Below are 26,518 nucleotides of genomic sequence, written 5' to 3'. Positions count from 1 at the left end.
TTCGAACCCTAGACCCACTGATTAAGAGTCAGTTGCTCTACCAACTGAGCTAAGGATGCATAATGGTTGCATGATAAGGACCCTGTCCTTTTTTGCGAGTGCAAAGGTAATTCATTATTTCGGAACAGCCAAACAAATCGCCCACTTTTTCAAGGATTGGCTTCAAAAAGCACCTAACAAATGCTCTCTTAGCCCTCAACCATCAATTTTACTCATTACTATAGGCATCAACCGCTTCCCTACTGCAACTAAAGAGCGGTACTATTTGCATTGTTAACACAATATTTTGTTGCCTTTACTTCTCAAAATTGATGGTTTAAGCAAATGCAAACAGCGTTTGCTATTTAGTCTGCAACTGATAAATTCGAGATTTTATGAACTACACATCTCAAAAAATCAAGTTCTCGAAAGCTTAAATGCGCACAATCGCAAAGTTCACAGCCGCAAACTTACGAACTCAAAGGCTCGCAAACTTAAAACTCGCAAACTTAAAAAACCTATTTCACCTTTACTACTCGAATACCTAGTTGCGATTTTTGTTTCATCATATAGTTACGAAGCAGCGATTTGTCTTCCACCACTTTATTTTGTAACGACGAAGCATGAAACAAATGCAAGCCATCTTTCTTCCAAATAGCAAATCCCACGTGACTTGTATCCAAGCCTTGACGGCTAGTTACCAATGCAAGGATGTTGCCATCTTTAACTGCTTGTTTGCAGGCTGCATTGTTAAGGATGCCCGCCTTGGGTATATAGCGACACGTTTGTCCGTTAAGTTCGCTCTCCATCTGCGCAATAGGTTTAATAAATGCGGGCGTACGCACCAGCATTGGGTATTTGTCTACATGCGTAGACATAAAGTTTATCTGCAAAGTTTGCACAGCACTGAAAGGCGGATTGGGCGCTTGTGTTTCTTCAACGAATCCCATTCGCGTATTATCCGAAATCCATTCTGAGAAATAATGCAACCTAGTGGGATAACCCACTTTGCCATTTCGATAGCGAATTTTGCGCAGTTGGTTGCAAAAATCGTCGAACGTTGTTTGGCCATTCTTTGTACATAACGTTAGTGTTAGCACATTTTCTACAAACGTGGTGCAGTCTAGTTGACTCAAATTTATCACTAATTGTTCGTCTGTGTTGTTCTCTAACGTACTTGCCACATAGGGGACGCCCAAGAATTTTCGTGCGAAAAACAGCACTAAGTCTTGCTTACCCTTTTGCTTTTTTCCTTCTTGCAATAGTTTAACAACCTTAATACTGTCGGCTGTGGTGTACTGAGCCTTTGCCCAAAGTGGCGATGTAGCCACCAATAATAAACATGCGATAATTGCTTTTTTCATCGTTTTATAAAATTAAAGCCTACATATAAGTTGAGGTTTCCAAACATGTTGTTGGTTGAAAACCTATCTTTTCGATAGTTATAGGTATGCAAAATGGTACTAGCACCTGCATACCAACGCGAGTTGTTCCATACAATGCCGAATCGCCCCACCCCGTCTACGGCTACATTATACGACAAGAAGTCGCCTAACGAGGTGCGGCGGGTGCGCACATCGCCTGTGGTGCGCTTATAACCAAGGGCCAACGAGAGCGAACCAGCCAACACCCAGTTGCGCGCAAACACCCAATTATAGGCATACCCACCTGAAACAGAGAGGTCGGTGTACTTCACTTTGCCAAAGTTCACCGTGTCGTTTGCTCCGATAATGGTGGCCTGCGCTCCTAGTTTGCTAGTAATGAGCTGGTCTAACTGCATTAAATCTACATTCACTCGGTGCCAAGTGCATCCCACACCAAACAACAAACTACCCGCACTGCGCCTTTGCACCGTGCTTTGACTGAATGCTGCGCGATAAGAAAAGCGCCTATGGTTAAGGATGTAATAAAGATTAAAGCCCCTAATGCGTGCCTCAAAGCCACCTAAATTGCTTCCCAACACAGCATCGGGTTTTATCTCTTTGGCTAACGACACGCTATTGATTTTATAGTTATTGCCAGTGTTGCGCCAAAACAAGTCTATACCTATCTGGGCTGTGTAAAAACTCAAATCAAATTCTTGCTTGTTGTTACCATTGAGTCGACGAAGGTCTACCGTGTAACCCAAAAACAACCATTGCCAGCCCACATAAGGTCCAAACTTGATTGTGGGTTCGGGAGCAAAAGTCACCGAGTTGCCCTCGGCTGTCTTGATTTTATACAACTCGTAAGTGTAGGTATTTTGTGCCATCACTGTGTAGACATACTTCTGTGGCTCTATATAAGCAGTGTCTACATCGCCAAACGAATTTACAAATTGCTTCACACCGTTCGCCACTCGCTTCATCAGCGAAGGCTTAACAGGCTGTTCCACGGCCGACGAATCCACACATTGAGCATTCGCCACCATGCACAACAAACAAAAATACAACGATGTGAGAAATGATTTAAGCATGTTAGAACTTATTGAGAATACGGTCCATCACCCAGTTTACAGGAGTTGCACTCACGCTTGTGCACGAGCAATGACCAATACCTTGTAAATCTTCGATAACAGTTTTAATAATCGGCAACTGCGCATAGGGCGGATTGTCTACATTAAAACTGGTTGCGCCATCGCTTGTTATCAGCTGTATGGGGTCGTTGGTGTACACCGAGAACGACAATAGCCCCCGTTCGCCCACCACCTCTATGCGGTCTTCTTTTGCACTTTGGTGTGCCACGAAACACCAACTGCCACTACCCACTACGCCACTTTCAAATTCGAAGGCTGCACTCACCGTGTCTTCAACGCCATAAAGCTGTCCGCGGTTAGAAAAATAACCACGTGCACGGGTTATGATGCCGAAGAGTTCTTGTATTAAGTCTAACTGATGCGGCGCCAAGTCGTAGAAATAACCACCTCCCGACACATCGGGTTGCAGTCTCCAGGGCAGATTACTATTGGTAGAATAGTCTAAATCACGCGGAGGAACAGCAAAACGTATTTGCACATTGGTGATTTTACCAATAGTTCCGCTATCTACGATGTCTTTCACCTTCATAAAATAAGGTAAGTACCTACGATAGTAAGCCACGAAACAAGGCACACCCGTTTGTTCACTTACACGGTTAATGCGCACACAGTCTTCGTAACTGGCTGCCAAAGGCTTTTCCACATACACGGGTTTGCCTGCTCGCATGGCCATAATAGCAAAGGTGGCATGGCTCGAAGGGGGCGTTGCAATGTACACGGCGTTGACATCTGGGTCGCAGATAAGTTCGTTTGGGTCGGTGTACCATTTGCGAATGCGATGGCGTTCGGCATACGAACGTGCCTTATCTTCAGTGCGACTCATCACGGCGTGCACGTGCGAGCCTTCCACTTCGTTAAAGGCGGGACCCGATTTTTTCTCGGTTACCTCGCCACAACCTATAAATCCCCAACTTATTTCTTTCATTCTTAAACTTCTCTATTTTGCAAATGGGTTCGTTGCCCAATGCCCGCCAAAAGACAAGGGCCAAAATGCAACGCCACAAACAACTATCTTAATACTGCAAATTTACAAAAAGAAATCGAACTGATAAAGGCTAGTTGCATAAAATCCCCTTTACTGTGGCTTTTAAAGCATGGTTCTTTGTTCATAAAGACAAATAAAATGGCGTGCCAACATCTATTGACACGCCATTTACTTTTTACTAACCTCAAGGGTTAGACACAGTGTTAGAAGTTATAATACAAACCGAAGGTGAGGTGATTGTTATCAAACGATGCTCCCCAAGCTTGTGTATCCAAATCTGTATCGCTGTTCTTGGTGTTCTTCCAACCTAAAAATCCCACCTTTGTTACGAATGAGAAATGCCTGTTCAGGTTAACTGCCACACCAGGAGTTAAACCTACTTCCAAGTTGTTAACACCGCCTTTGTAGTGCTGGTAATCAACACCACCATCTACAAACACGTTAACGAACTTAGAATGTACGAAGGTATAACGAACGTAAGGAGACAACTTGAAATAGGTCTCGTCTGAATTTACAGATACGTCTCCTAGCGAAACGGGATTGCCTTTTCCCCAACCAATTACCGTACCAACAGCCCAGTTGCCGTTAATGCCGTAACCAAATTCGGGCAACAATTTGAAGGTTGTTTTCTCTTCTCCATTTTTTACCTTGCTTACACCAACACCGATGCTTCCACCAAGATAAACTTGTGCACTTGCACTTACAGCTATAACTGCTGCAACCATAGTCATCAAAATCTTTTTCATCTTTTATTCCTGATTAAATTAAACTGATGTATTAAACACATACGTTTGTTTCTGAGGGCAAAATTATAACATTAACATTAGCACTACAGCCATAGAAAACCATTATTAACTTATTGATTGCAAATAACGGTTAAAGTATTTATAATTCACTGAGTTAACAACTATTCACCTTTTACTGTGCAAACGTTGCACAGTGTATATTAAAGACCAGCGGACAAACACGCTTTATTGCACATGTTTGCCCGCTTAAATCTTTGCGATATAGTATTGCTTACCCCTCACACTTTGCAGTTGGCTACGCTGAAAAAGCCTCAAACCCTGCCTACGACTGCGGATAAGCGCATAGAACACAATATTTACTCGTCTTTCTCACAAGTTTCTTCGGCCTCGGGTTCGCCCACTCTGCGCAAAGATGGATGTTCGGGCAAGTGGAAACGATAATTACTATCGGCATCAAGAGCCATAGCCACCTTGTTGATTTCAACAAAAGTGGTGCCTCCACCTTCTCCAAAGCTACCGCTAAGGTATGCAATCTTATCTTCCAAGTTGATGTATCCCTTCTGCCTCAACATACGGATGGCAGCGGTAAACATAAACTGCGGTGCATGGTGTTCTTTCTGATGAACAGGGATAACCCCATAGCTAAGATTGAGCCAGCGTTGCAATTTCTCCTTATAACACATAGCCAAGATAGGCGTTGCACCGCGGAACGACGATAGGATGCGAGCCGTTTCGCCCGATTCGCTATCGGTAATGATACCTGCTACACCCAAACGGCGTGTTGACTCGATGGCCGAGTAAGCCAAAAACTCTTTCTGACTGCAATTGGGAGAAAGCGAAATCTCTAAACCCTTCAGTCTTAAGCGGTCTTTTTCAGCCTGTTCGGCAATAGAAGCCATGGTTTGTACTGCCTCGAGGGGATATTTTCCCGAAGCCGTTTCGCCACTGAGCATCAGAGCATCGGTACGATAATACACGGCATTGGCTATATCTGTCACCTCGGCACGCGTTGGGCGAGGATTGTTTATCATGGTGTGGAGCATCTGTGTGGCCACAATAACAGGCTTTTTTTTCAGTACACACTTATGAATAATTTCTCTTTGCAAACCAGGGATGCACTCCAAAGGCACCTCGATGCCCAAGTCGCCACGCGCAATCATAATACCATACGAGGCATCAATAATCTCATCGATATTGTCGATACCCTCTTGGTTCTCAATTTTTGATATAATCTTTATGTCGCTATTATGTTCGTCGAGAATTTTTTGCACGGCATGCACATCTTCGGCCGAGCGAACAAAAGAGTGAGCAATAAAATCAATGTCTTGTTCGATAGCAAAAAGAATGTTGCTTCGGTCTTTTTCGGTGAGTGCAGGCAAGTCGATATGCTCTCCAGGTACATTTACACTCTTGTGTGCACCCAACTTACCATCGTTTTGTACTTGCGTAACCAGCATCGGACCTTGCACCTCTAGCACCTTCATGTCTAATTCTCCATCGTCGAAAAGAATGCTGTCGCCCACTTTCACATCGTTGGCAATGTCGGGATACGACACGTTTAGGATGTCGTGAGTTGTGTCCATCTCGGGTCGTCCGAAGATTTTCACAATCTCACCGCTTTTATATTCAATGGGTTCTACCACACCAGTGGTTCTAATCTCTGGCCCTTTAGTGTCTATCATCAAGGCGATGTGCGACGAAACAGCACGCACATTCTTAATAATCTCTTTCATTCCCTCTTCTGAAGCATGAGCGGTGTTCATACGAACCACGTTCATTCCTGCGAAAAACAACTTGCGGATGAAATCCTGATCACACCTGCGGTCGCTGATAGTGGCCACAATCTTAGTTTGTTTCATATCTTATTGAAATGTCTTTTATATATGGATGTTGCAACGAGCAAGCACGTTTTACAATGTAACGGTGTATCGCCACACGCCGTTTAACATTCTTGCCCTTTTGCAAAGGTAGTGAAAAAAATCGCGAACACCTTGACCTTTTGTAATTATTATCGTGAATAAGAAGCAAAAAAACATTCAATGGTGTGAGCAATGATGGGCTGAACTCTACCTTAACAACCTTGAGCGTGTGCTTTCAAGAAGTCTTCGGCGCGTTGCAAGTCTTCGGGGGTGTCTATTCCCACGGTTTCCACCTGGGTAAGTCCCACTTTTATCTGATAGCCATTCTGCAACCAACGAAGTTGTTCAAGACTCTCGGCCTTCTCAAGCGACGACTGTGGCATAGCGGTGATTGCCTGAAGTGCTGCTGGGCGATAAGCATAGATGCCCAAATGTTTGAGAAAGGGATAATGTGCTAACCACATATCGGGTTCGACGCCACGCACAAAAGGAATAACCGAACGCGAGAAATACAGGGCAAAACCTGCATCGCTCACCACAATCTTGGGCGAATTAGGATTGCGCACCTCATCGATGGAGGCGAAAGGGATGCCCAATGTGGCTATTTGCACGCCCTCCGTGTCGAAGCATTGACAAATTGCTTCAATCTGCGAACGTTGCACAAAAGGTTCGTCGCCTTGTATGTTCACCACCACATCGTAGTCGCCGCCGATCTTTTGCACAGCCTCGTTCACGCGGTCGGTACCACTTTGGTGTTCGGTTGAGGTCATCACGGCCTTACCGCCAAACTCCAACACCTTATTATATATACGTTCGTCGTCGGTGGCCACGTAGGTTTCGTCTAGCACATGGGCCACTTGTTCGTACACACGTTGTATCACTGGCTTGCCACCAAGTAGGGCCAGGGGTTTGCCCGGAAAGCGCGAAGAACCATAACGGGCTGGTATTATGCCTATAAATTTCATTGTATGTTTTGTTTTAATTGTTGTTGTTTTAATTAAGAAACAAGTTAACCAGTTGACAAACCACCGTGTTTACGAGCTGAAATACAAGGAAATGTATGTTGATGCCTGCTCGCATTGTTCACTTTGGCATCAATCTATCTGCATTTCGGTATTTATAGTGTTGTAAAATGCCGTTTGTAGGAGCACTACAAGCGACTTGTAGTGGCAGTACAAGCATCTTGTAGTAGCAGTACAAGACGCTTGTAGCGACAGTACAAGCCCCTTTGTACTGAAAAATGTGCACAACAATGCGCTAGTTCGTCTATAAAAACTGAATTTCACGACTAATGTTTATGGATAAAACTTGTTATTCTTTCGATGAATTACCTAACAAAGAAGGAGTAGAACGAGCAAAGCTATATACAGCTGAGCAAGCAAGTAGTGGGCCTGCCTACTTCATTTCTTAACTCCCCAGCACCTTTAATTACCGCCTTATTTCTGCAAAGCCCACCAGTCTATCGGCCCTATCGCCCATTTTTCGATAATAAACAAGGGCCTGGTAGCGGTTTTCGGTTTGGTAGAACGACCCCTCTGAGGGTAGGTTAGCCGTGTTGCCATTGGGTTGTTGCCACACGTATTGGTACGAATAATAGCCCTGTTTGAGCAAACAGGTTAACCGATAACATCCCTGTGTGTCGTCATATTGCATCTTATAGGGTGCAGAAAGTTGGTCGTTGGTCCACGCGCCATTTACAAACACATCGCCCTCAACACGAGGTGAGCGAAGATTGAAATGCACATAAACGTATTCTGAAGTGGTGTTGTTTTCGCTATTATCGCTATTGCGAATGTAAAATGCCCCGTTGGCATCCTCATCAAACACATAGCTCGTTCGCGGTTCGTCGGGCCAGAGATAAGCATGGTAGGCTTTTCCGTCCCAGTATATTTTCTCAACACCCATGTTGGCATGTCGTACATCCAGCAATTCGAATTTGCGATATTCGTTTCCACCCTCGAAAATAAGTTGTGCATTGTGTGCCCAACGCAATCCGTCGCCCATAACAAACTGAGGTTTGGCATTAACAACAGCATTATCCCAACGCCCATTTTGCATCACCACTGTGCGTATTTGGCGCTGAACATCTGTAACAACCATACCAGGAGCAAATCTCACCTCCATATCAAGTTGTTGCCAACGGCTGTTAATGCCTTTGTCGGTGTTGCCACTTAGGTTGAGTTTAATACCCACACCTTGCTCAACTACCATAAAACAGCATTCGGCCACAGCCTTATCGTTGTCATTGGTATCGTAGATGGTTACGCGATAATTGCCACTCATCTTTATTCTACATTGGTCGTTGGGTAGTTGCAAGTGATAATGGGTGTACAACACATTGGTATTAATAGACTGTTGTACACGCTCTATCACATTATCAGCATTAAATCCGTCGATGTAATCGCTAACAAAAAGTTCGGTGGAGGTGGTCCAATCGGCATTGCAATGCTCTATCTTGTAGGCATAACGGCGATATTCGTGAGTAAGATCGTCGAAGGCGATGTTCACTGCAACATTATCTGCTAAATCGATAATTGGCATCGAAAGCCAGTTATTGCCAGCAACAACTTGCAATGATGCAATATTGGGAACAAAAATGCGGTTGCGCTGAGCAATCATGGTCAACGAAAGCCACAGGCATAAGAACAAAAATGTGAACCGAAGTTTGCACATAAGCAGCACTAAAGAAAGGGAAAAGCAGTTGGGAAAAACAAAAAATCGGCAAGCCCAACGCGTTGTTGGACTCGCCGAAACGTATTTAGGTGGTTTGCTTAGGCCAATATGGCCTGTCAGCCGTGGCACAATGCACCACTTCATGCAGCCAAGAGCGCCTAGCAATGAGGTTTATTCGCCTTTAATGGCAGCAACACCGGGCAACACTTTGCCTTCGATGGCCTCGAGCATTGCACCGCCGCCCGTTGAAACGTAAGAAACCTTATCGGCAAGTCCGAACTTGTTAACAGCAGCAACCGAGTCGCCACCGCCTACAAGCGAGTAAGCGCCATTTTCTTGTGTAGCTTGAGCCACAAATTTGGCAATTTCGCCTGTGCCATGTGCAAAGTTTTCAAATTCGAATACGCCAACAGGACCGTTCCAAAGGATGGTTTTAGATTCAAGAATGATTTTCTTCCAAATCTCCAGCGACTCTTCCGAAGCGTCCATACCTTCCCATCCATCGGGTATTTGGTCGATAGGCACAACCATGCGGTTAGCGTTATTGTCGAACTTATCGGCAGCAACGGTAGCTACAGAGAGGCTCAAGTTAACGCCTTTTTCTTTAGCAGCAGCCATCACGTTGAGTGCTTCGGGCATCAAATCATCTTCGTGAAGCGACAAACCAATATGTCCGCCTTGTGCTTTAACAAAGGTGTAACCCATGCCACCGCCGATAATAAGATTGTCTACCTTGTCGAGCAGGTTTTTGATAACACCCAGTTTAGAGCTTACTTTCGAACCACCGATGATGGCCGTGAAAGGATGTTGCGCGTTTTTGAGCACGTTATCGATAGCGGTAACTTCTTTTTCCATGAGGAAACCCAGCATCTTCGAGTCGGCATCGAAGTAATCGGCGATAACAGCCGTTGATGCATGGCGACGGTGAGCCGTACCAAAAGCATCATTCACATATACGTCTGCATACGAAGCCAGCTTCTTAGCGAAGTCTATTTGCTTAGCCTTCATTTCTTTTTTAGCCTCTGCGAAAGCAGGGTCTGCTTTGTCGATGCCCACGGGTTTGCCTTCTTCTTCAGCGTAGAAACGCAGGTTTTCGAGCAGCAGTGCTTCGCCCATCTGTAGGTTTGCAGCAGCTTCGGTAGCATTGGCGCAATCGTCAGCGAACTTAACCGTTACACCAAGGCGTTCAGACACCTTGTTAACGATTTGCGAAAGCGACAATTTGGGGTTCACCTTGCCTTTGGGTTTGCCCATGTGGCTCATCATGATAACGGCTCCGCCGTCGGCCAAAATTTTCTTCAAAGTGGGAAGAGCACCGCGAATACGGGTATCATCGGTGATGTTTCCGTTCTCATCCAATGGCACATTAAAGTCCACACGTACAATTGCCTTCTTACCGGCAAAGTTGAATTGTTCGATTTTCATCTTTATTAATGTTATGAATAATAGTTTTATGCCTGAATTAACACGCGCAAAGTTAGTGAATTATCTTGATATACAGCCAAAATTGACAGGAAATTAACCCTCCTACTTACACAACATGTTTCTTTCGCAGGCGTGTAAAAGTGCATTTGCTATGTATAGTTTACAAATATATGTGTCACAAATAAAAACAAATCCTTTCTCACTAACCACCACTTACCGAACACCTGCAATGTTATCACCTTGTGTTTTCTTGCAACTCATTTTGCACGAAAATAGCTCTAAAGACATGTTTTTTGATTAAATGGTGGGGTATCTCAAAGAGATGGGCTATTGCACAGCATGTGGAACATGAGTGTTTATCAAGTAAAAACTATGTCTCGGGTTATATAAAACCGCGTTACATCTTAGCTTAGACAAATAGAAAGAACCAAGGCCAATGTAAAAACTTAACGTTCGTATTTCGTATTATCGGCTATTCCTGCCTCGCGCAAGGCCTCTTTACGCTCTACACAGGTACCACAAGTGCCGCAATGCACGTCGCCACCCTTGTAACACGACCATGTTTCGGTATAATCTAAGCCCAAAACTTCTCCTCGCTTAGCAATATCGACCTTACTCCAATTGGTGTAAGGGGCCACCACATGCACGTTGGCAAAGGTTCCGGCATTAACAGCAGCATCCATAGCTGCGATAAATTCGGGGCGACAATCTGGGTAAATGGTGTGGTCGCCACCGTGATTGGCAATAAGTATCTTGGTCAAGCCATTGCTTTCGGCTATACCTGCAGCCACTGCAAGCATCACGCCGTTGCGAAAAGGCACAACGGTCGACTTCATATTCTCTTCGTCGTAGCTACCATCGGGTATATTTTCGCCACTCTCCAACAAGCTACTCTTAAAATATTGGTGCATAAAACCAAGGGGAATAACCACATGCGGGATGCCTAAACGCTGACAATGCATAGCCGCGAGAGGCAATTCGTTGTGGTTGTGATTGCTACCATAGTCGAAGGATAAACCAAAAGCAATCTCGTCTTTCTTATCATAAAGTAGGGTGACGCTATCCATTCCGCCACTAACTACGATTATCGAATCTTTCATTCAAGTGCTGTTTCAAAATTAATGTTATCTACGCTATCTTCATCCATCAATACGCTGCTCTGAAAAACAAATAAATAGGAAGAGAAACCTTATCCAAACAAGATGCGCAATGCCTCTTCTACCTTACGAACGGGATGAAGTTTGATTTTATAACGCGAGGGGTCGATGCCCGAAAGATTGTTCTTAGGTATCACCATATCGGTAAATCCAAGCTTTTCGGCCTCGGCAATACGCTGTTCTATGCGGTTCACAGGACGCACTTCGCCACTAAGTCCCACTTCGCCAGCCATACACCACTCCTTATCTATGGGCGTATCTACATTGCTAGACAGCACGGCGGCAATGATACTAAGGTCCATTGCTAAATCTGTTACGCGCAATCCGCCTGCGATATTTACAAAAACGTCTTTCTGTATGAGTTTAAAGCCCACGCGTTTTTCGAGTACGGCCAAGAGCATGTTCAGCCTGCGCTGGTCGAAACCGGTGGTGCTACGCTGCGGTGTGCCGTAGGCGGCAGTAGAAACCAAGGCTTGCGTCTCCACCAAAAACGGCCTAACTCCTTCGATGGCGCAACTAATGGCGATGCCCGAGAGTCCTTCGTGGTCGCGAGTGAGTAACAGTTCGCTAGGATTAGACACAGGCCGTAGTCCGTTTTGCTGCATTTCGTAAATTCCTAGTTCGGAAGTAGAGCCAAAACGGTTCTTTATAGAGCGCAATATGCGGTACATGTAATGTTGATCGCCCTCAAATTGCAACACAGTATCAACGATATGTTCCAATATTTTGGGGCCAGCCAGAACGCCTTCCTTATTGATATGCCCAATAAGTAGCACTGGCACAGACGATGTTTTAGCAAACCTAAGCAGCGCCGAGGCACATTCGCGCACCTGAACGATGCTTCCTGGCGAGCTGTCGATGGCTTCGCTTTCAATGGTTTGTATCGAATCCACGATGAGCAAGTCGGGTTTTACCTCGTCAACCTGTACTAAAATCTTCTCTAAAGTATTTTCGCTCAGCACAATTACATTATCGCTCACATGCTCCTCTATGCGGTCGGCGCGCATCTTGAGTTGGTGTGTGCTTTCCTCTCCACTAACATATAGGATGCGTTTTTCGGGCATTCGCAAGATGGTTTGCAACACAAGGGTGCTTTTTCCAATGCCTGGTTCACCGCCAAGGAGCACAATCGAGCCTCTTACTAGTCCGCCGCCAAGCACACGATTTAGTTCTCCATCGTGCAAGTCTATGCGTGGTTCGTCTTTTGCTTCTACTTTTGAGATAGGCATAGGCTTGTTACGAGCGGATGAAGTATTGCCTACTCCACCCACTAACTGCCGTTTTCCGCCACCCGCTACCGCAGGAGCAACACGTATTTCTTTAAAGCTATTCCACTCACCACAACTAGGACAGCGGCCAATCCATTTCAAAGACTCGTGCCCACAGTTGTCACAAACGTATGCTGTTTTATCTTTTGCCATCGCCTACAAATTTACGAAATCTTTTTTCTCACAACAAAATTATTGCTAATTTTGCATAGATAAAACCTTGAAAGAAGCCGTAACGTGAACGGAGAGCAAGGTTTTTAACTGCAAACACTCATCAAGATGACGATAACCCACATACGCACACTTGCCTATATTTTGTTGGTGACACTGCTTTTTGCTTGTAATAGCAAAGGCGATGCACCCAAAACACAGGATAAAAAACTAACGCCAGCCGATTCAACACTGCTCATTGCCGTGATGCCCACCTTAGATTGCTTGCCTCTTTACGTGGCCGAGGCATCTGGACTATTTGAAAACCAACACATCAATGTGCGCTTAGTAAAATATAATGCGCAGATGGATTGCGACACGGCCCTGCTAAGGGGCCGAGTTCATGGAGCGTTTACCGATCTGGTTAGGGCCGAACAGATGCGCAAAAAAGGGGCTTCGCTGAAAGAATTAGGGGCAACCAACTTGCATTGGCAACTCATAACCAATCGCAATGCGCGTATTAAAGACGTGCGACAACTGGGCGATAAGATGGTGGGAATGACTCGCTTCTCGGGTACCGACTTTCTTGTTACCTACCTTATCGACCGCTATAAGCCCAAAAACGAAGTGTTTCGCATTCAGGTTAACAACGTGTTTATACGTCTAAAAATGCTTGTGGGCAATGAGATTGATGCCACTTTTTTGTCCGAACCGCAAGCCACCGTGGCACGACTGGCCAAAAACAACGTGCTGGCCGACACGCAAAAGAAAGATATTCTGCTGGGGGTTGCCGTGTTTACCACCAACAACAAACACCAAAAGATGGTGAACCAATCGCTGCCTGCCTTTGTTAAGGCCTACCATATGGCTTGCGATTCGCTCAACACGAAGGGCATTCAGCACTACGCCGACTTGCTTAAAACGCACTTCAAACTTAACGATGCTGCACTTAAAGCTCTGCCTAAGGTGGTTTTCAATAAGTTTAAGCCAGTGAGAGAGAAAGACAAAAACGCCATTAAAGACTTTTCAACGCAATGAATACAGACGATATAAGAAACATTAAATGGAGCATGCGCCCAGCCCACAACACCACTTTGGGCAAGATTTTAACTGCTCGCGAATTGGGAGATGCTCTTGATGGCATACGAAATATTATCAACCGCAACAAGGTGCAACAATATTCAGACCGTCTTGACAATATTGCGGAAGACTATAGGCTGATGAAAGACTTCATCAAAAGGGGATTTAACGACCCCAAAAGAGAAGAAGTGTACAACGGATTGCTTAAAAAGGCCTTCCACTTATTTAATGATGTGAGCATGGCAAGCCTTAAACGCAACACCGCGGGCTTGTCTTATTATTCGCCTTATGCTGTGGCCAACATGCCTTTGCCTGATATGAGGCAGCGTCTGGAAAGCTTTGTGCAAGAAACAGCCATGCTCTCGCTCAACCCTTCTACGACTAATACCGAGAAGAAAAGGGCTATCTACGCCGAGCATCACGAACTAACTACGGCTATTTTCTACCACTTGCTAACCGACTTGCATTGGAACGAAGAGAAAAAATCGTTTTATCAAGAACTGCTTTTGTCGCCCACTATCGACTCTAATGATGCGCAATTGCTCACCAGCGCATTGCTCTTGTCGTTGCTTTTGGTGTGGGATGCTCGCAAATTTGCCACCCTACTCTATCTCTATCAATACGCCACCGACCAACAAGTGAAGCAAAGGGCATTGGTGGGTTGGGCACTTACGCTGCCTAGAGAGGAAATAATGTTCTACCCCGAACTGATTGAACAGTTGCGAAAAACCATTAGTGCACAGGCTGTGCAAAGCGAATTGCTCGAACTGCAATATCAAATTGTGTATTGCCTCAATGCTAACCAAACCACAGAAGAGATTAATCGCGACATCATTCCTAACATGTTGCGCGGTCAAAACTTCTTCATGGACAAACCCACTGATGAACAAAACCTACAAGACATCATCAACCCACAGGCCGAAGAAAAGGCTATGGAAGAGCTAGAGAAAAGCTATACACGTATGATGGATATGCAAAAAATGGGCATGGACGTGTATTTTGGAGGGTTTTCACAAATGAAGCGATTTCCCTTCTTCAACAAAGCCAACAATTGGTTCGTGCCTTTCTATGCCGAACACCCCGAATTGAAACCGCTTGAAGGACTAGATGAGAGCCGACTAGAAGAAAATCTCTTTAAACACAGCTCGTTTTGCAATTCGGATAAATACTCGCTGGCTTTGGCTATTGCCATGGTTGCCAGTCAGATTCCTGCCGAACTGAAAAACGCCCTCAACACAAGCGCAGTGGAAATACAAGGAAATATTGCTCCCGACATTCACAACCCGGCTTACATCAGGCGCATGTTCTTGCAAGACTTGTACCGTTTTTTCCTTCTCAACAACTTGAAAAACGACTTCGACAACCCATTCATTGACAATGGCATAGCCACTCATGGCTTGTTCTTTGGCAATCAACTGTTGGGTGCCTTGGGCATGTCGCCCTTGTTCTCTACGTTTGGACGGTTCCTTTTCAGAAAGAAATACTGGAGCCTACTATTGCTCTTTGCCAAATCGCAAGGACTTAAAGAAGACACTGCCAGCGACGAATGGACCTACTTCCGCGCTATGGCGCACCTCCATTTGGGTAATCATAACAAGGCTAAACAATATTTTGCCCAACTGGCCGAACGGCTGCCCGAAGACGAAAATATTGCTCAAGGGCTGGCCAATGTTTGCTTACAAACTCAAGACTTCACCTTGGCCAAAGAGGTATTGCACCGACTACAACTGCTAGGAACCATCACCAACGCGCAACAACTGTTCTTATCCGAAGGTTTGGTAAACGAAGGCGAGGCACAAAAGGCCTGCGACATACTGTTTAAGTTGCACTACGAACAACCCAATAACGCTGAAGTGCTACGCCTATTGGCTAAAGCCGAACTGCAACTGAATAAACCCGAGGCCGCCATTAACCACTTGAACCAAATCTTTGAGAATAAAAACAGTGCCACAACCGAAGACTTATTCTTCGCGGCTGTGGCGCATTGGCTTGTTAACAACATGCCCAAAGCCCTCGATTTGTTTGTAAGCTTCTTAAAAGAGAAACGGATCGAACCCGACGAAATACGCATGGAACTGAACGACAGACTGGTGCAACTTGAATATCTGCAAACTGTTTACCACCGGTCGGCCATCGACCTCAACATCTTAACAGACATCGTTGCCGACGAAATAGAGGCTAACGGGTCTACATTCACAGACAATTTTTAGAATGAAAGCTATAACACGCACTACGCTCATCGTGCTGCTCGCAATTATCGCCCACGTTGTTCGCGCTCAACAAACGCCAACAATAAACCCCGTGGCCACGTTCTTCACCACTAATGGCGAAGAACAAAGCAGCGACTATCAAGGCTCGGCTCCGCTAAGAGTGAAGTTTGAAGCCAATATCGCTAATGCTGATGGCTGGAATGCACATTTTGAGTGGCGTTTTTACACCGACCAAAAGCGCCAAACGCCCTATCTGGCAAGATTTGAACAAAACACCGAGGTGACGTTTACCGTGGCTGGCGTGCATTATGTTGAACTATTTGCCACCTTTGTGCAAGGCAACGACACAGTGGAATACACACAAGAGTACTGGAAAACGGCCGACCCAATACGCGTTAGCATTGCCGAAAGTAAACTAGAAATGCCCAACGCCTTTACACCCAATGGCGACGGCGTTAACGATGTGTATCAAGCAAAGCCTGGTTATCAGTCGCTCGTGGAATTCAAAGCTTACATCTTCAACCGCTGGGGGCAAAAACTTTACGAATGGAACGACCCTGCGTTGGGCTGGGATGGTAAGTTTAATGGGCAAGACGTGAAAGAAGGGGTTTACTTCGTACTCGTTAATGCCAAAGGGGCCGACGGCAAAGTGTTTAACATCAAGAAAGATGTTAACCTGCTAAGAAGTTATAGAGAATAACCAGAACCCATAAAGGGGTAATGCTATTAGCGGCTTTTTACATCAAGGCCTACCAACAACAATAACAACAGGACAACAATAATGCAAGACGAAAAAATAAATGTGTGGGGTGCAAGGGTGCACAACCTCAAGAATATTGACGTGCAAATCCCTCGTGATAGCCTCACGGTCATAACCGGACTATCAGGTTCGGGCAAGTCGTCGTTGGCCTTCGACACCATTTTTGCCGAGGGTCAGCGACGTTATATGGAAACATTCTCTACCTATGCACGCAATTTCTTGGGTGGAATGGAACGACCCGACGTGGACAAGATAACTGGCCTTAGCCCCGTTATTAGCATCGAGCAGAAAACAACCAACAAAAATCCACGCTCCACTGTGGGCACTACCACCGAGATTTACGACTATCTGCGACTGCTTTATGCGCGTGCTGGAACTGCATACAGCTACGCCACAGGCGAAAAGATGGTGAAATACACCGAAGAACAGGTGATTGAAATGATTCTAGAACGCTATGTCAATAAGCGCATCTACATCCTAGCACCTTTAGTTCACCAGCGCAAAGGTCATTATAGAGAACTCTTTGAAAGCATGCGACGTAAAGGTTATCTCTACATGCGCGTCGATGGAGAAGTAACAGAGATTACTCGTGGCATGAAGGTTGACCGCTATAAAAACCACAATATTGAGGTGGTGATAGACAAACTTCAGGTACAAAGCAAAGACGATGAACGCCTTAAGAAAACTATTGAAGTGGCAATGAAACAGGGCAACGGCGTTATCATGATTCTAGATAAGGATAACGACGAGCTGAAAAGTTTCTCTAAACGACTGATGGACCCCGTTACGGGCATCTCTTATCCCGAACCTGCTCCCAACAACTTCTCTTTCAACTCGCCCGAAGGGGCATGCCCTAAGTGCAAAGGATTGGGCTATGTAAACGAAATAGACCTAGAAAAGGTTATACCCGACACCTCCAAAAGCATCCATGATGGCGCTGTTGTGCCTCTCGGAAAATATAAAAACCAAATGATTTTTTGGCAAATTGATGCCATACTTAAAAAAAACGACTGCGAACTAAAGACGCCTATCAAGGATGTTCCTGCCGAAACGCTCGACGAAATTCTGTATGGCTCGATGGAAAGGGTGAAGATTGCGAAAGAACTGGTGCACACTTCGAGCGACTTTTTCAGCACCTACGATGGCCTAATTAAGTATCTGAAAAGCGTGATGGACAACGACGACTCGGCCAGCAGTCAGAAATGGGCCGACCAATTCTTGGCTACATGCCAGTGTCCCGACTGCAAAGGGCAGAAACTTAAACGCGAATCCCTGGCCTATCGCGTGTGGGACAAGAATATTGCCGAGCTAGCCAGCATGGATATCAGCGACTTGAAAACGTGGTTAGACAATGTTGAAGAGCATCTTGACACCAAAGGGCGCAAGATTGCGGCCGAAATCGTGAAGGAAATACGAACGCGCGTGAGCTTTCTGCTCGAAGTGGGGCTAGATTATCTCACACTTAACCGCCAGTCGGTGTCGCTTTCGGGCGGCGAAAGCCAACGTATCAGACTCGCAACGCAGATTGGTTCGCAATTGGTTAACGTGCTTTACATCCTCGATGAGCCTAGTATTGGTCTGCATCAGCGAGACAACGAACGACTAATTGCCTCGCTTAAAGAGCTACGCAACCTAGGCAACACGGTCATCGTTGTAGAACACGACAAAGATATGATGCTAGCAGCCGACTATATCATCGACATCGGCCCCAAGGCTGGTCGTAAAGGGGGCGAGGTGGTGTACCAAGGCACGCCCCAAAACATGCTGAAAGGCAACACCATCACCGCCAATTACCTTAACGGACAAATGAAAATAGAAGTGCCCGCCCACAGACGAGCGGGCAACGGCAAAAGCATTTGGATACGCGGAGCCAAAGGCAACAACCTAAAAAACGTGGATGTGGAGATACCCTTGGGCAAACTAATTGTCGTTACGGGCGTAAGTGGTTCTGGAAAGTCGACACTCATCAACGAAACTCTGCAACCCATACTCTCGCAACATTTCTATCGCTCGCTAAAAAAGCCCATGCCATACGATGATGTGGAGGGAATAGACAACGTTGACAAGGTAGTGAATGTAGACCAGTCGCCTCTTGGGCGCACGCCACGTTCTAATCCCGCAACCTACACAGGCGTTTTCAACGACATTCGTAACCTTTTCGTAAATCTTCCCGAGGCAATGATAAGGGGCTATAAGCCTGGTCGTTTCTCGTTTAACGTCAAGGGCGGCCGTTGCGAGGTCTGTTCGGGCAACGGATACAAAACCATTGAGATGAATGTACTGCCTGATGTGATGGTGCCTTGCGAGGTTTGCCACGGCAAACGCTATAACCGCGAAACGCTGGAAGTGAGATATAAGGGCAAGAGCATTGCCGATGTGCTGGACATGACCATCAACCAAGCAGTGGAATTTTTCGAGAATGTACCCAACATCTTGCAGAAAATAAAGACCATTCAGGATGTGGGCTTGGGCTATATCAAGCTTGGGCAACCCTCCACAACACTCTCGGGTGGCGAGAGTCAGCGTGTAAAGTTGGCCACCGAACTAAGTAAACGCGACACAGGAAAGACCATATACATCCTTGACGAGCCCACAACAGGTCTGCACTTCGAGGATATTCGCATCCTAATGGATGTGTTACAGAAACTGGTAGACCGCGGCAACACGGTGCTAATCATCGAACACAACCTCGATGTGATTAAACTTGCCGACCATATCATCGACATGGGTCCCGAAGGTGGGCGCAACGGCGGCCTCCTCCTTTCGGCAGGAACACCCGAAGAGGTGGCCAAAAGCAAGGTAGGATTTACCCCCAAGTTCTTAAAACAAGAACTAGAAGTAGGCTAGAAAGCATAAAGACAGAAACGCGTAACTAGAAGAAAACATACGTTTTCGAGCAAAACAAATCAAAAGGCGGTTGATGCAAGGTACACCAACCGCCTTTTGCATTCGCAAAGATAACGACCTATTGCAGTACAAGCGCCCTTGTAGTGGCACTACAAGCGGCTTGTACTGACACTACAAGCGGCTTGTAGCAACAGTACAACTTACTTGTAGTCGCAGTACAAGCATGTTTGTACTGGGCAAAAACAATTTAATCGAAGTCGTAAACATCGGCATAATGGTCGAAAACAAGGTTTGTGGTGTAGCCATAGTCGCGAAACAGGTCGAGTATCCAGGCTTGTTGTTCGGGATTGAGCATCTTTTTGCCGTGCATGTAGCTATAGTAAGTGCCGTGTCCTCCTAGAAATTCTTTGATTTGATTTCGTAACGGAAGATCGTCTTTGCGTTTCACTTCGCTGAAAAGCGTAACAAATCCCCACGCAACGCGTATCACACGCTTTTCAATATAGTGTTTGCAAACGTTTCCCTGCAAGGCAGTTGGGTAGACGGCAGAGCCACTTGTTGTATTCACTGGCACGTGTTCGCCAACAAAATAGCGCATACATGTTGCCTTCAAAGCGCAATTTTGGATGAAACACAAGGTCCAATCGCAAGGCACAGACCTAAAATCGAATGTGGTGTAAGGCATAATGTTTTAAATTAAAAAGTTGATAATATGGTTAACATACTAACGATATGATGTGCGATAGGCAACACGCCGATGTGCCAAAGCACCGTTTTTGGTTAATATAAACATGCATTAGACGCAGGGAAGGCATAAAAAGTTTACGCGGATACGAAAAAAATTATGCTACCTAATAAAAACGTTCGCTTATCAAGGCATTATCGTGGTGTAGGAGCAGACCATTGATGCGAACATGAAAAGTATTTCTCAAAAACAACACAAAGACCGTATAATTTGGTGTTTAAACACAAACCGAAGCGGCAAAAGCCTAAAAGTCAAGGGCAAACGAGCGGTCTTACGCTACTGCATTCAAAGAAAATCGTATCACCATTTGCTCTGTAAGGCCTAACGAAACTGTCCTAAACTACTTCCAACACAATGAACCGTGCTATAAGCGGATTGAAAACATTATAACATAACCCTACCTTAATATCCTATTACGGAAGAAAACATAAGACAGACGTGTTATATCCATAAATTTAGCAATACAAATGCAACCAGGAATCCCAACAAGAATGACGGAAAAAGCATGAAGTATCCCTGTTGGCTCAAATGCAAAGACTGGCAATGTAAACTTTGCTAACATTGTAAAAATAGGATGGAAAATGTAAATAGGCAAAGTATTTCGTCCAATATATTCAAGCATGCCAGTACTCTTATTGCTAAGAAAAGAGCAAGCCTTAGATACAAAAGAGAAGAAGGAAATTACACACACAACAATAGAAATAGCGCCCCAATCATGAAAGTAAGAATTGGATAACAATAGCACAAATGGGACTATTGGCCAAAAATTCTTTATGTATACGCACGAAAAATCTTTAAAATAAAGTCTTATCCCCACTCCAATAAAATAATAAGTGGCACTCCTTATATTTAAAATCGGTGTAAATAGAGACACAATAATAAGCAAAGAGGCAAATATAGAATATCTTGCCGTAACACTCAATTTTTCTGAATAAAGACGAAATGAGATATAGTATAAAATACCACACACCATCATGGTGTGTAAGAACCAATAAGGGCCTATTGATTTAACAAACAAGACGTAAGTGATAGTAGAAACATTAAAGACTTCAATACCATCCCGAACAGGAAGATACAAAGACAAAATAGAATAACTCAACACCATTATTAAATATGGTAGAAATATTCTTAATAAATAAAGAGAGAACTTCTTAAGAGGCTTATCTACGTCCACTAAATAACCTGTTATGACTAAAAAAGCAGGCATTATGAATGCTAAAATGGAATTCTTCAACAAAGGGTATAGATTTCCAAAATTCACAACATGGACAAGGATAACTAAACTTATCAATACAGCCCTGAAACAATCAATATCAATATTTCTTTTCATCTTTAAAATGAGCCATTCTCTGTTTTTAACAGAGAATGGCAAAAAATTATTCAATAATTAATGTAGCGCCTTTCTCACATTCAACACCATTTTTCAAAATCGTGCCAGATGAACTACGAAGTCTTAATTTTGCGTCTTTCTTTATTAGTACTTTTCCGTATTGTATAGAAGGAGTAACGTCATAACCCATTTCTATTTTATTACCAGAAATAACTTCATCGTTTGTAAATATTCTATTCTGAACATAAACTGTATTCTGACTGTTGCCCTGAGGCTTAACCTCAAGGGGAATATAATTGCGTTTATTTAGATAAATAAGATCGCCAGACTGGTAATCAGGAAGTTTTACTGAATTTGAAGAAGATTCCACCTTATATCGTAAGCTACCATTCTTAGACAACACAGAAATGGTATAGTTCACAACACCATTAACAGTTATGTGAAGTCCATCTTGCTGTCTCAACGCCGTAACATTTCTAAACGTTTTTGGTTTTTGGGTCCATATTTCAAGCGCAGGATCACTCCCACACACATAGCAGAAAGCATTGTCAATTGCCGTAAAATTTCTTATCGCAGAGATGTTTCTTATATGCGCCCTAACGTTTAACTCACCTACATTAGCGATATCATTATTGAGCAACTCTGAGAATAGAATTTTATTAAAGGAGTGGTTTGCTGTTGTATAAGAAGGAATTGTTGCTCCAATATAGGCAACAGAGCCATGTTTTGACCGCATAAAAGTTTCTAACAAACAAGTATGGTTTCTAATATCTGCAGTTGTACAGGCAACTCCAAATACAATTGGATAAGTTGTATTCGCTAGTGCACCTATGTCATTGACTAAAAAGTCCTGGCCCAAGAAATTCCAACATATCCATCTATCCCAGTCCCCATGTCCTCTATAATTAACAATATTGACTCCATGATTTATTTGCGAAATAATATCCGCATTTGTTGAATTAGTTCCACCATACGATGCTGTAGCACCGTAAGTTCGCTTAAAGTTTAAAGGAGTACGATAGGCTGCTGTACGAATTTGTTCACAACAATTCTGATATTTAAAGGGGGCGTCCTCACTATTAGCCACTAATTGAACGTCTTGCGCATACTGATTGTCTGAACTTTCATATTTAATTGTTTTATTGACCATATTTTGCAAATCCGTGACTGAATTTGTAGAAAATCTTCCAATTACAAGATCACTCTGTACATCATCGTCACCATCCATACAACCATACCAATAATCACTTTCTATTATACCTCCTGTCTGAGAGCTTCTTCTATCGTATAGAGGAATTCTATCGTCATCACCAATAAATAATACATACTTAATACCCTTCCTGTATTCATTTGCTATGTATTTTTTTATAGAAAGACACGATTTTCCCACAAACGAGGTCGAAACTACTTTTGTTTTATAGCCTTTTACAGCTTTCCATTTACAAAAATCACTTAAAGTTTGACTCTTGAGCAATGCATCATTGTCACCTACAATAATAAGGTAATCATAAGATGCGTTATCTGTAACCAATTTGTTTCCAAGTGTAGAAAAGTTGTTATCAAACATTGTTAAATCACTCTTTGCAATTGCTTGATGCTTGAACGCGTCCTTACCTGCAGAAAACTCAACTTTAAATACAAACTCAGATAAAACAGAAAGATTCCCATTTTTAGGGTAATACTTAAATGGGCATAGAGAGAAGGTTACATTATGTACATCTCTCCACACGCTAACATTACCATTACTAACTAATGGAATAGTATAGAGTTCCTGATTGTAAACAGCATTATTTACAATAATTTTTGTAGGAGATTCTGTTTCTAATAGAGGCTTTTGGTATGGATATATCTTTCCAATACTGACATCAGCCCATTTCTTCTCTAACACAGAACTGGAATACTCACCTCTTGTTGGCAAAGCTATCAACTGAGAGATTATCGGCATTGCGGGGAAACCTATTTCCGCTGTTGTGACATCGTCTCCAAAAGAGATTCTATGGTAAACCACAGCCTCTTTAACAACCTGCTCATCATAAAATCCATGTATGCTTACCCTAATTTGGTATGACAAATTGTCAGATTTCAAAACTTCGATGGTTGGGAGAGTTCCAACTGGTGAATTATCCAATGAAACCCATTTGGCTTGAGAATACATAAAAGTATTTACACTTAGAAAGCAAGCCATGAATATGTATTTCAAAACATTACTCATATGCTAGTAAATAAAGGGTAAAGAAAATCATTTGTTCACAATTAGGCGTTTTGTTTCTACTACTCTACCATCTATAATTAAGGCATACATGTAAAGCCCATATTTAAAGTCTGACGCAGAAACTCTGAAAGAAAAGCTTCCTCGTTCAGCAAGATTGTAGGTCTTCACTTTGACACCATTGACGTCATAAAAACATAAGCTGGCTTGCTTTACATCACGAGGAATTTCTACATTAATCATAGCGAAGTCAATAACTGGATTTGGGACATTTTGGTAAAGTCTAGTATTTCCACCATTGTTATCCATCACAGACCTTTGCACTGTTGTAACAGATGAGTTCTCCAGCAGAGAGATCCGATTGTTCAACTCTTTAATCGTCTGAATAAGAATAGGAATCATTTCAATATAGTTGACAGCCTTACTTCCATCCTCTCGCTCATAAACTAAATCAGGGAAATCTTTCTGCAGCTGATCTGCAGAAAGAGCAAAATGGCGTTTTTCCAGACATTGCAACTCTATAGCCGTTAATTGGCGTTCAACGACAACCGTATCACCACTCGAATTTAATGAATTGACTTTCAACGGCTCAGTTTGAGGCATATAATAAGAGATCATGTCAAGTTTCCCCAATCTATCTGCATAGTTTAAATTCTTCTCATTAGAATGAGATTGAGAATAAGACATCGCTTGCAAAGCAGAGTTTTCTGCAACAGATCCACCCAACACAACACCATAGATAGATCCTGTTACATAAAGATCCCCAACAACCTTAGTTGGTCCATTGAAGAAGCCCGCATATCTCCCCCGAGTATCCATTCCATTCTCATCGTGTGTGATTGTTCCATAGATTCCTGCACCATTCTGGTTTCCCTGCAAACGCCCAAAAATGCCATAATTCCATCCTGATGTTGCATTTCCTGCTGTTCCGAAAACACCAAACGCACGCCCTGCCCCCAAAGGTGACAAGTGATATGCTTCAGCTTTGACACCAACACTAAAAGTAACATTAGGGTTTTCACTTACAGAATGTATTGCATTTCCCCAATGAGCATTGCCTGTTCTTTTGGTATACAGTCCAACCTCAGTACCCTGTATTGTTACCTTACTGTCTTTTCTTCCTTCACAATTAACACTAATAGGGGAAATAGGGGTGTAAGAAGTAGGATAACCAAACAAAGTATTACCATTGTTTGCGATTTTTACTTGTGCATTACCATAAAATACAGACGCACATAAAATACTTAAAAGTATAACCTTTTTCATAAAATTGTAGTTTAATTAGTTTATGAAGCAAATATACATGTATTTTTTAAAAACGACAAGTAGTTGACGTAAATTAACTATTTTTCATCTACACATCTTAGCTGTAAGTGGCGCTTAGGCAAGCGTAGCCAACGAGTTATAGGTGCTTGTAAAAATAGCGACTAGAGATCCTGTTTCAATTTATATTTTTGATTTACAAGGAATTGCAAACAGAATTTATCATGAATAACATAGAAAGTACGGATATATGATTGGAGATATTAGGAAGACAATGCATTCATGGAGTTCTCACAAGGGTAAATTAATAGTGACAAAAGACAAATAACAGGAATGTTTTCAAAATACTTTTAGTTGATGATATACAGTTTTTTCGCAAGTCGGGAAGTCACATATAAGGAAGATTGATAAGAGTATCCGACAAAATGCTGCTAATACAAACGAAAGGAAGACATAAAAATTACGCAGATACGAAAAAGATTATGATACCTAATAAAAACGTTCGCTTATCAAGGTATTATCGTGGTGTAGGAGCAGACCATTGATGCGAACATGGAAAGTTTTATCAAAAACAACACAAAGACCGTATAACTTGGTGTTCAAACACAAACTGAAGCGGCAAAAGCCTAGAAGCCATGGGCAAACGAGCGGTCTTAAGCTACTGCATTCAAAGAGAAACGTATCACCTTCTTTTCTGTAAGGTCGATCAGCACTCTGCCAAAATGCTTTCCACCGTCATGCGGGAGGCTGTAAACACGTTGAAGGTAAGCACTCACACTTTCCCCATAGTTCACATAAACAAAAGCAAGCAAGTTTATTTCCACAATGTGATGCCCCGTTTGCTCATATCCAAGGTACTGCTTATAATAATGTGTCAGAGGTAAGGGCTTTATGTTCTCCATTACGTCGCACCCCTCTTTCCCCATTTTCGCGCTCGCCTTAGGTTCGGCAACGAGGTTGTTTCCTTCATCCTCCACATATTTTTCCAATATTTTTTTGGCCATTTTCATTTCATCAACCGATAATTGATAAGGTTTCTTATCTTTCCCAAACTCCTCATAAAACGCTTCTAATGACAGGATAAAGTCAAGAGAGTCTTTATTGTCTTTAATAGCCTCGTAAGGGACACGAGGGTAAAGTCTAGCCTGTTCACTATCAACAGTGCGAGGTTTACTAGTGTAATGGCATCCAGCAACTACAACAAGAACAACTATCAATAAAACTGAAACTTTTATCGTATTCATATATGTACGTTGTCAAACAAAAGTGCACAACTGCAAATATAGTTATTTACTCTGATATTTCATTGTTTTATTA

The 26,518-nt window shown here is 43.4% G+C and carries 19 protein-coding genes; 4 read left to right on the top strand and 15 right to left on the bottom strand.

The features are described from left to right. Positions 1–497 precede the first annotated feature (497 nt). From QME03_RS01025 to radA, 10 genes are all read right to left on the bottom strand, one after another. Positions 498–1,343: an N-acetylmuramoyl-L-alanine amidase-like domain-containing protein gene (locus tag QME03_RS01025; RefSeq protein WP_281723180.1), complete on the bottom strand. Its 846-nt coding sequence runs from the start codon at positions 1,341–1,343 to the stop codon at positions 498–500. Beyond that, a complete protein-coding gene (locus QME03_RS01020) occupies positions 1,340–2,434 on the bottom strand; it encodes a DUF4421 domain-containing protein (protein ID WP_281723179.1) in 1,095 nt (364 codons plus the stop codon). Before QME03_RS01020 ends, QME03_RS01025 begins: the two co-directional genes overlap by 4 nt. 1 nt (position 2,435) lies before the next feature. Then, positions 2,436–3,419 (bottom strand): Gfo/Idh/MocA family protein, encoded by a 984-nt coding sequence (locus tag QME03_RS01015; RefSeq protein ID WP_281723178.1) that lies wholly within the window; start codon positions 3,417–3,419, stop codon positions 2,436–2,438. 263 nt (positions 3,420–3,682) lie between these two features. Beyond that, the gene (locus QME03_RS01010) at positions 3,683–4,225 is read right to left on the bottom strand and encodes an outer membrane beta-barrel protein (RefSeq protein ID WP_281723177.1); all 543 of its coding nucleotides are present in this window, start codon (positions 4,223–4,225) and stop codon (positions 3,683–3,685) included. A 356-nt stretch (positions 4,226–4,581) separates the two neighbouring features. Beyond that, positions 4,582–6,084 (bottom strand): pyruvate kinase, encoded by a 1,503-nt coding sequence (pyk, locus tag QME03_RS01005; RefSeq protein WP_281723176.1) that lies wholly within the window; start codon positions 6,082–6,084, stop codon positions 4,582–4,584. A 212-nt stretch (positions 6,085–6,296) separates the two neighbouring features. After that, a complete protein-coding gene (gene kdsB / locus QME03_RS01000; protein ID WP_281723175.1) occupies positions 6,297–7,049 on the bottom strand; it encodes a 3-deoxy-manno-octulosonate cytidylyltransferase in 753 nt (250 codons plus the stop codon). A gap of 463 nt (positions 7,050–7,512) precedes the next feature. After that, complete coding sequence (locus QME03_RS00995) at positions 7,513–8,757, bottom strand: type IX secretion system plug protein (protein ID WP_281723174.1); 1,245 nt, start codon at positions 8,755–8,757, stop codon at positions 7,513–7,515. A gap of 171 nt (positions 8,758–8,928) precedes the next feature. Beyond that, the gene (locus QME03_RS00990) at positions 8,929–10,182 is read right to left on the bottom strand and encodes a phosphoglycerate kinase (RefSeq protein WP_281723173.1); all 1,254 of its coding nucleotides are present in this window, start codon (positions 10,180–10,182) and stop codon (positions 8,929–8,931) included. Between the two features lie 446 nt (positions 10,183–10,628). Next, positions 10,629–11,282: a 7-cyano-7-deazaguanine synthase QueC gene (gene queC, locus QME03_RS00985; protein ID WP_281723172.1), complete on the bottom strand. Its 654-nt coding sequence runs from the start codon at positions 11,280–11,282 to the stop codon at positions 10,629–10,631. Positions 11,283–11,371: 89 nt separating this feature from the next. Then, positions 11,372–12,760: a DNA repair protein RadA gene (gene radA / locus QME03_RS00980; RefSeq protein ID WP_281723171.1), complete on the bottom strand. Its 1,389-nt coding sequence runs from the start codon at positions 12,758–12,760 to the stop codon at positions 11,372–11,374. 126 nt (positions 12,761–12,886) lie between these two features. Between radA and QME03_RS00975 the strand changes: the two genes are divergently transcribed. The 4 genes from QME03_RS00975 to uvrA all read left to right on the top strand — a co-directional run bounded on the left by QME03_RS00975 (position 12,887) and on the right by uvrA (position 19,654). Beyond that, positions 12,887–13,795, top strand: a complete 909-nt coding sequence (locus QME03_RS00975) for an ABC transporter substrate-binding protein (protein WP_281723170.1) — start codon at positions 12,887–12,889, stop codon at positions 13,793–13,795. Further along, complete coding sequence (locus tag QME03_RS00970; RefSeq protein WP_281723169.1) at positions 13,792–16,047, top strand: tetratricopeptide repeat protein; 2,256 nt, start codon at positions 13,792–13,794, stop codon at positions 16,045–16,047. The genes QME03_RS00975 and QME03_RS00970 overlap by 4 nt, the downstream gene beginning before the upstream one ends. A gap of 1 nt (position 16,048) precedes the next feature. Then, positions 16,049–16,747, top strand: a complete 699-nt coding sequence (locus QME03_RS00965) for a gliding motility-associated C-terminal domain-containing protein (protein ID WP_025815366.1) — start codon at positions 16,049–16,051, stop codon at positions 16,745–16,747. Between the two features lie 81 nt (positions 16,748–16,828). Beyond that, on the top strand, positions 16,829–19,654 hold the full coding sequence (gene uvrA / locus QME03_RS00960; RefSeq protein ID WP_281723168.1) for an excinuclease ABC subunit UvrA: 2,826 nt from the start codon (positions 16,829–16,831) through the stop codon (positions 19,652–19,654). Positions 19,655–19,901: 247 nt separating this feature from the next. On the opposite strand, the gene QME03_RS00955 is transcribed toward uvrA, so the two are convergent. From QME03_RS00955 to QME03_RS00935, 5 genes are all read right to left on the bottom strand, one after another. Next, positions 19,902–20,339, bottom strand: coding sequence for a DUF6078 family protein (locus tag QME03_RS00955; protein WP_281723167.1), 438 nt, complete (start codon positions 20,337–20,339; stop codon positions 19,902–19,904). A 457-nt stretch (positions 20,340–20,796) separates the two neighbouring features. Then, a complete protein-coding gene (locus QME03_RS00950; protein ID WP_281723166.1) occupies positions 20,797–21,729 on the bottom strand; it encodes an acyltransferase family protein in 933 nt (310 codons plus the stop codon). 46 nt (positions 21,730–21,775) lie between these two features. Continuing rightward, positions 21,776–23,914, bottom strand: coding sequence for a C25 family cysteine peptidase (locus QME03_RS00945; RefSeq protein WP_281723165.1), 2,139 nt, complete (start codon positions 23,912–23,914; stop codon positions 21,776–21,778). Positions 23,915–23,968: 54 nt separating this feature from the next. Continuing rightward, positions 23,969–25,204, bottom strand: coding sequence for a hypothetical protein (locus tag QME03_RS00940; protein ID WP_278786255.1), 1,236 nt, complete (start codon positions 25,202–25,204; stop codon positions 23,969–23,971). Between the two features lie 650 nt (positions 25,205–25,854). Then, positions 25,855–26,445 carry a hypothetical protein gene (locus tag QME03_RS00935; protein ID WP_281723164.1) on the bottom strand — a complete coding sequence of 197 codons (591 nt, stop codon included), beginning with the start codon at positions 26,443–26,445 and terminating at the stop codon, positions 25,855–25,857. Positions 26,446–26,518: the final 73 nt, after the last annotated feature.

This window comes from Hoylesella shahii, from assembly GCF_937990675.1.
Lineage (GTDB): Bacteria > Bacteroidota > Bacteroidia > Bacteroidales > Bacteroidaceae > Prevotella > Prevotella shahii.
The sequence above is the reverse complement of the archived record's forward strand: the minus strand, read 5'-3'. Positions and strand labels throughout refer to the sequence as shown.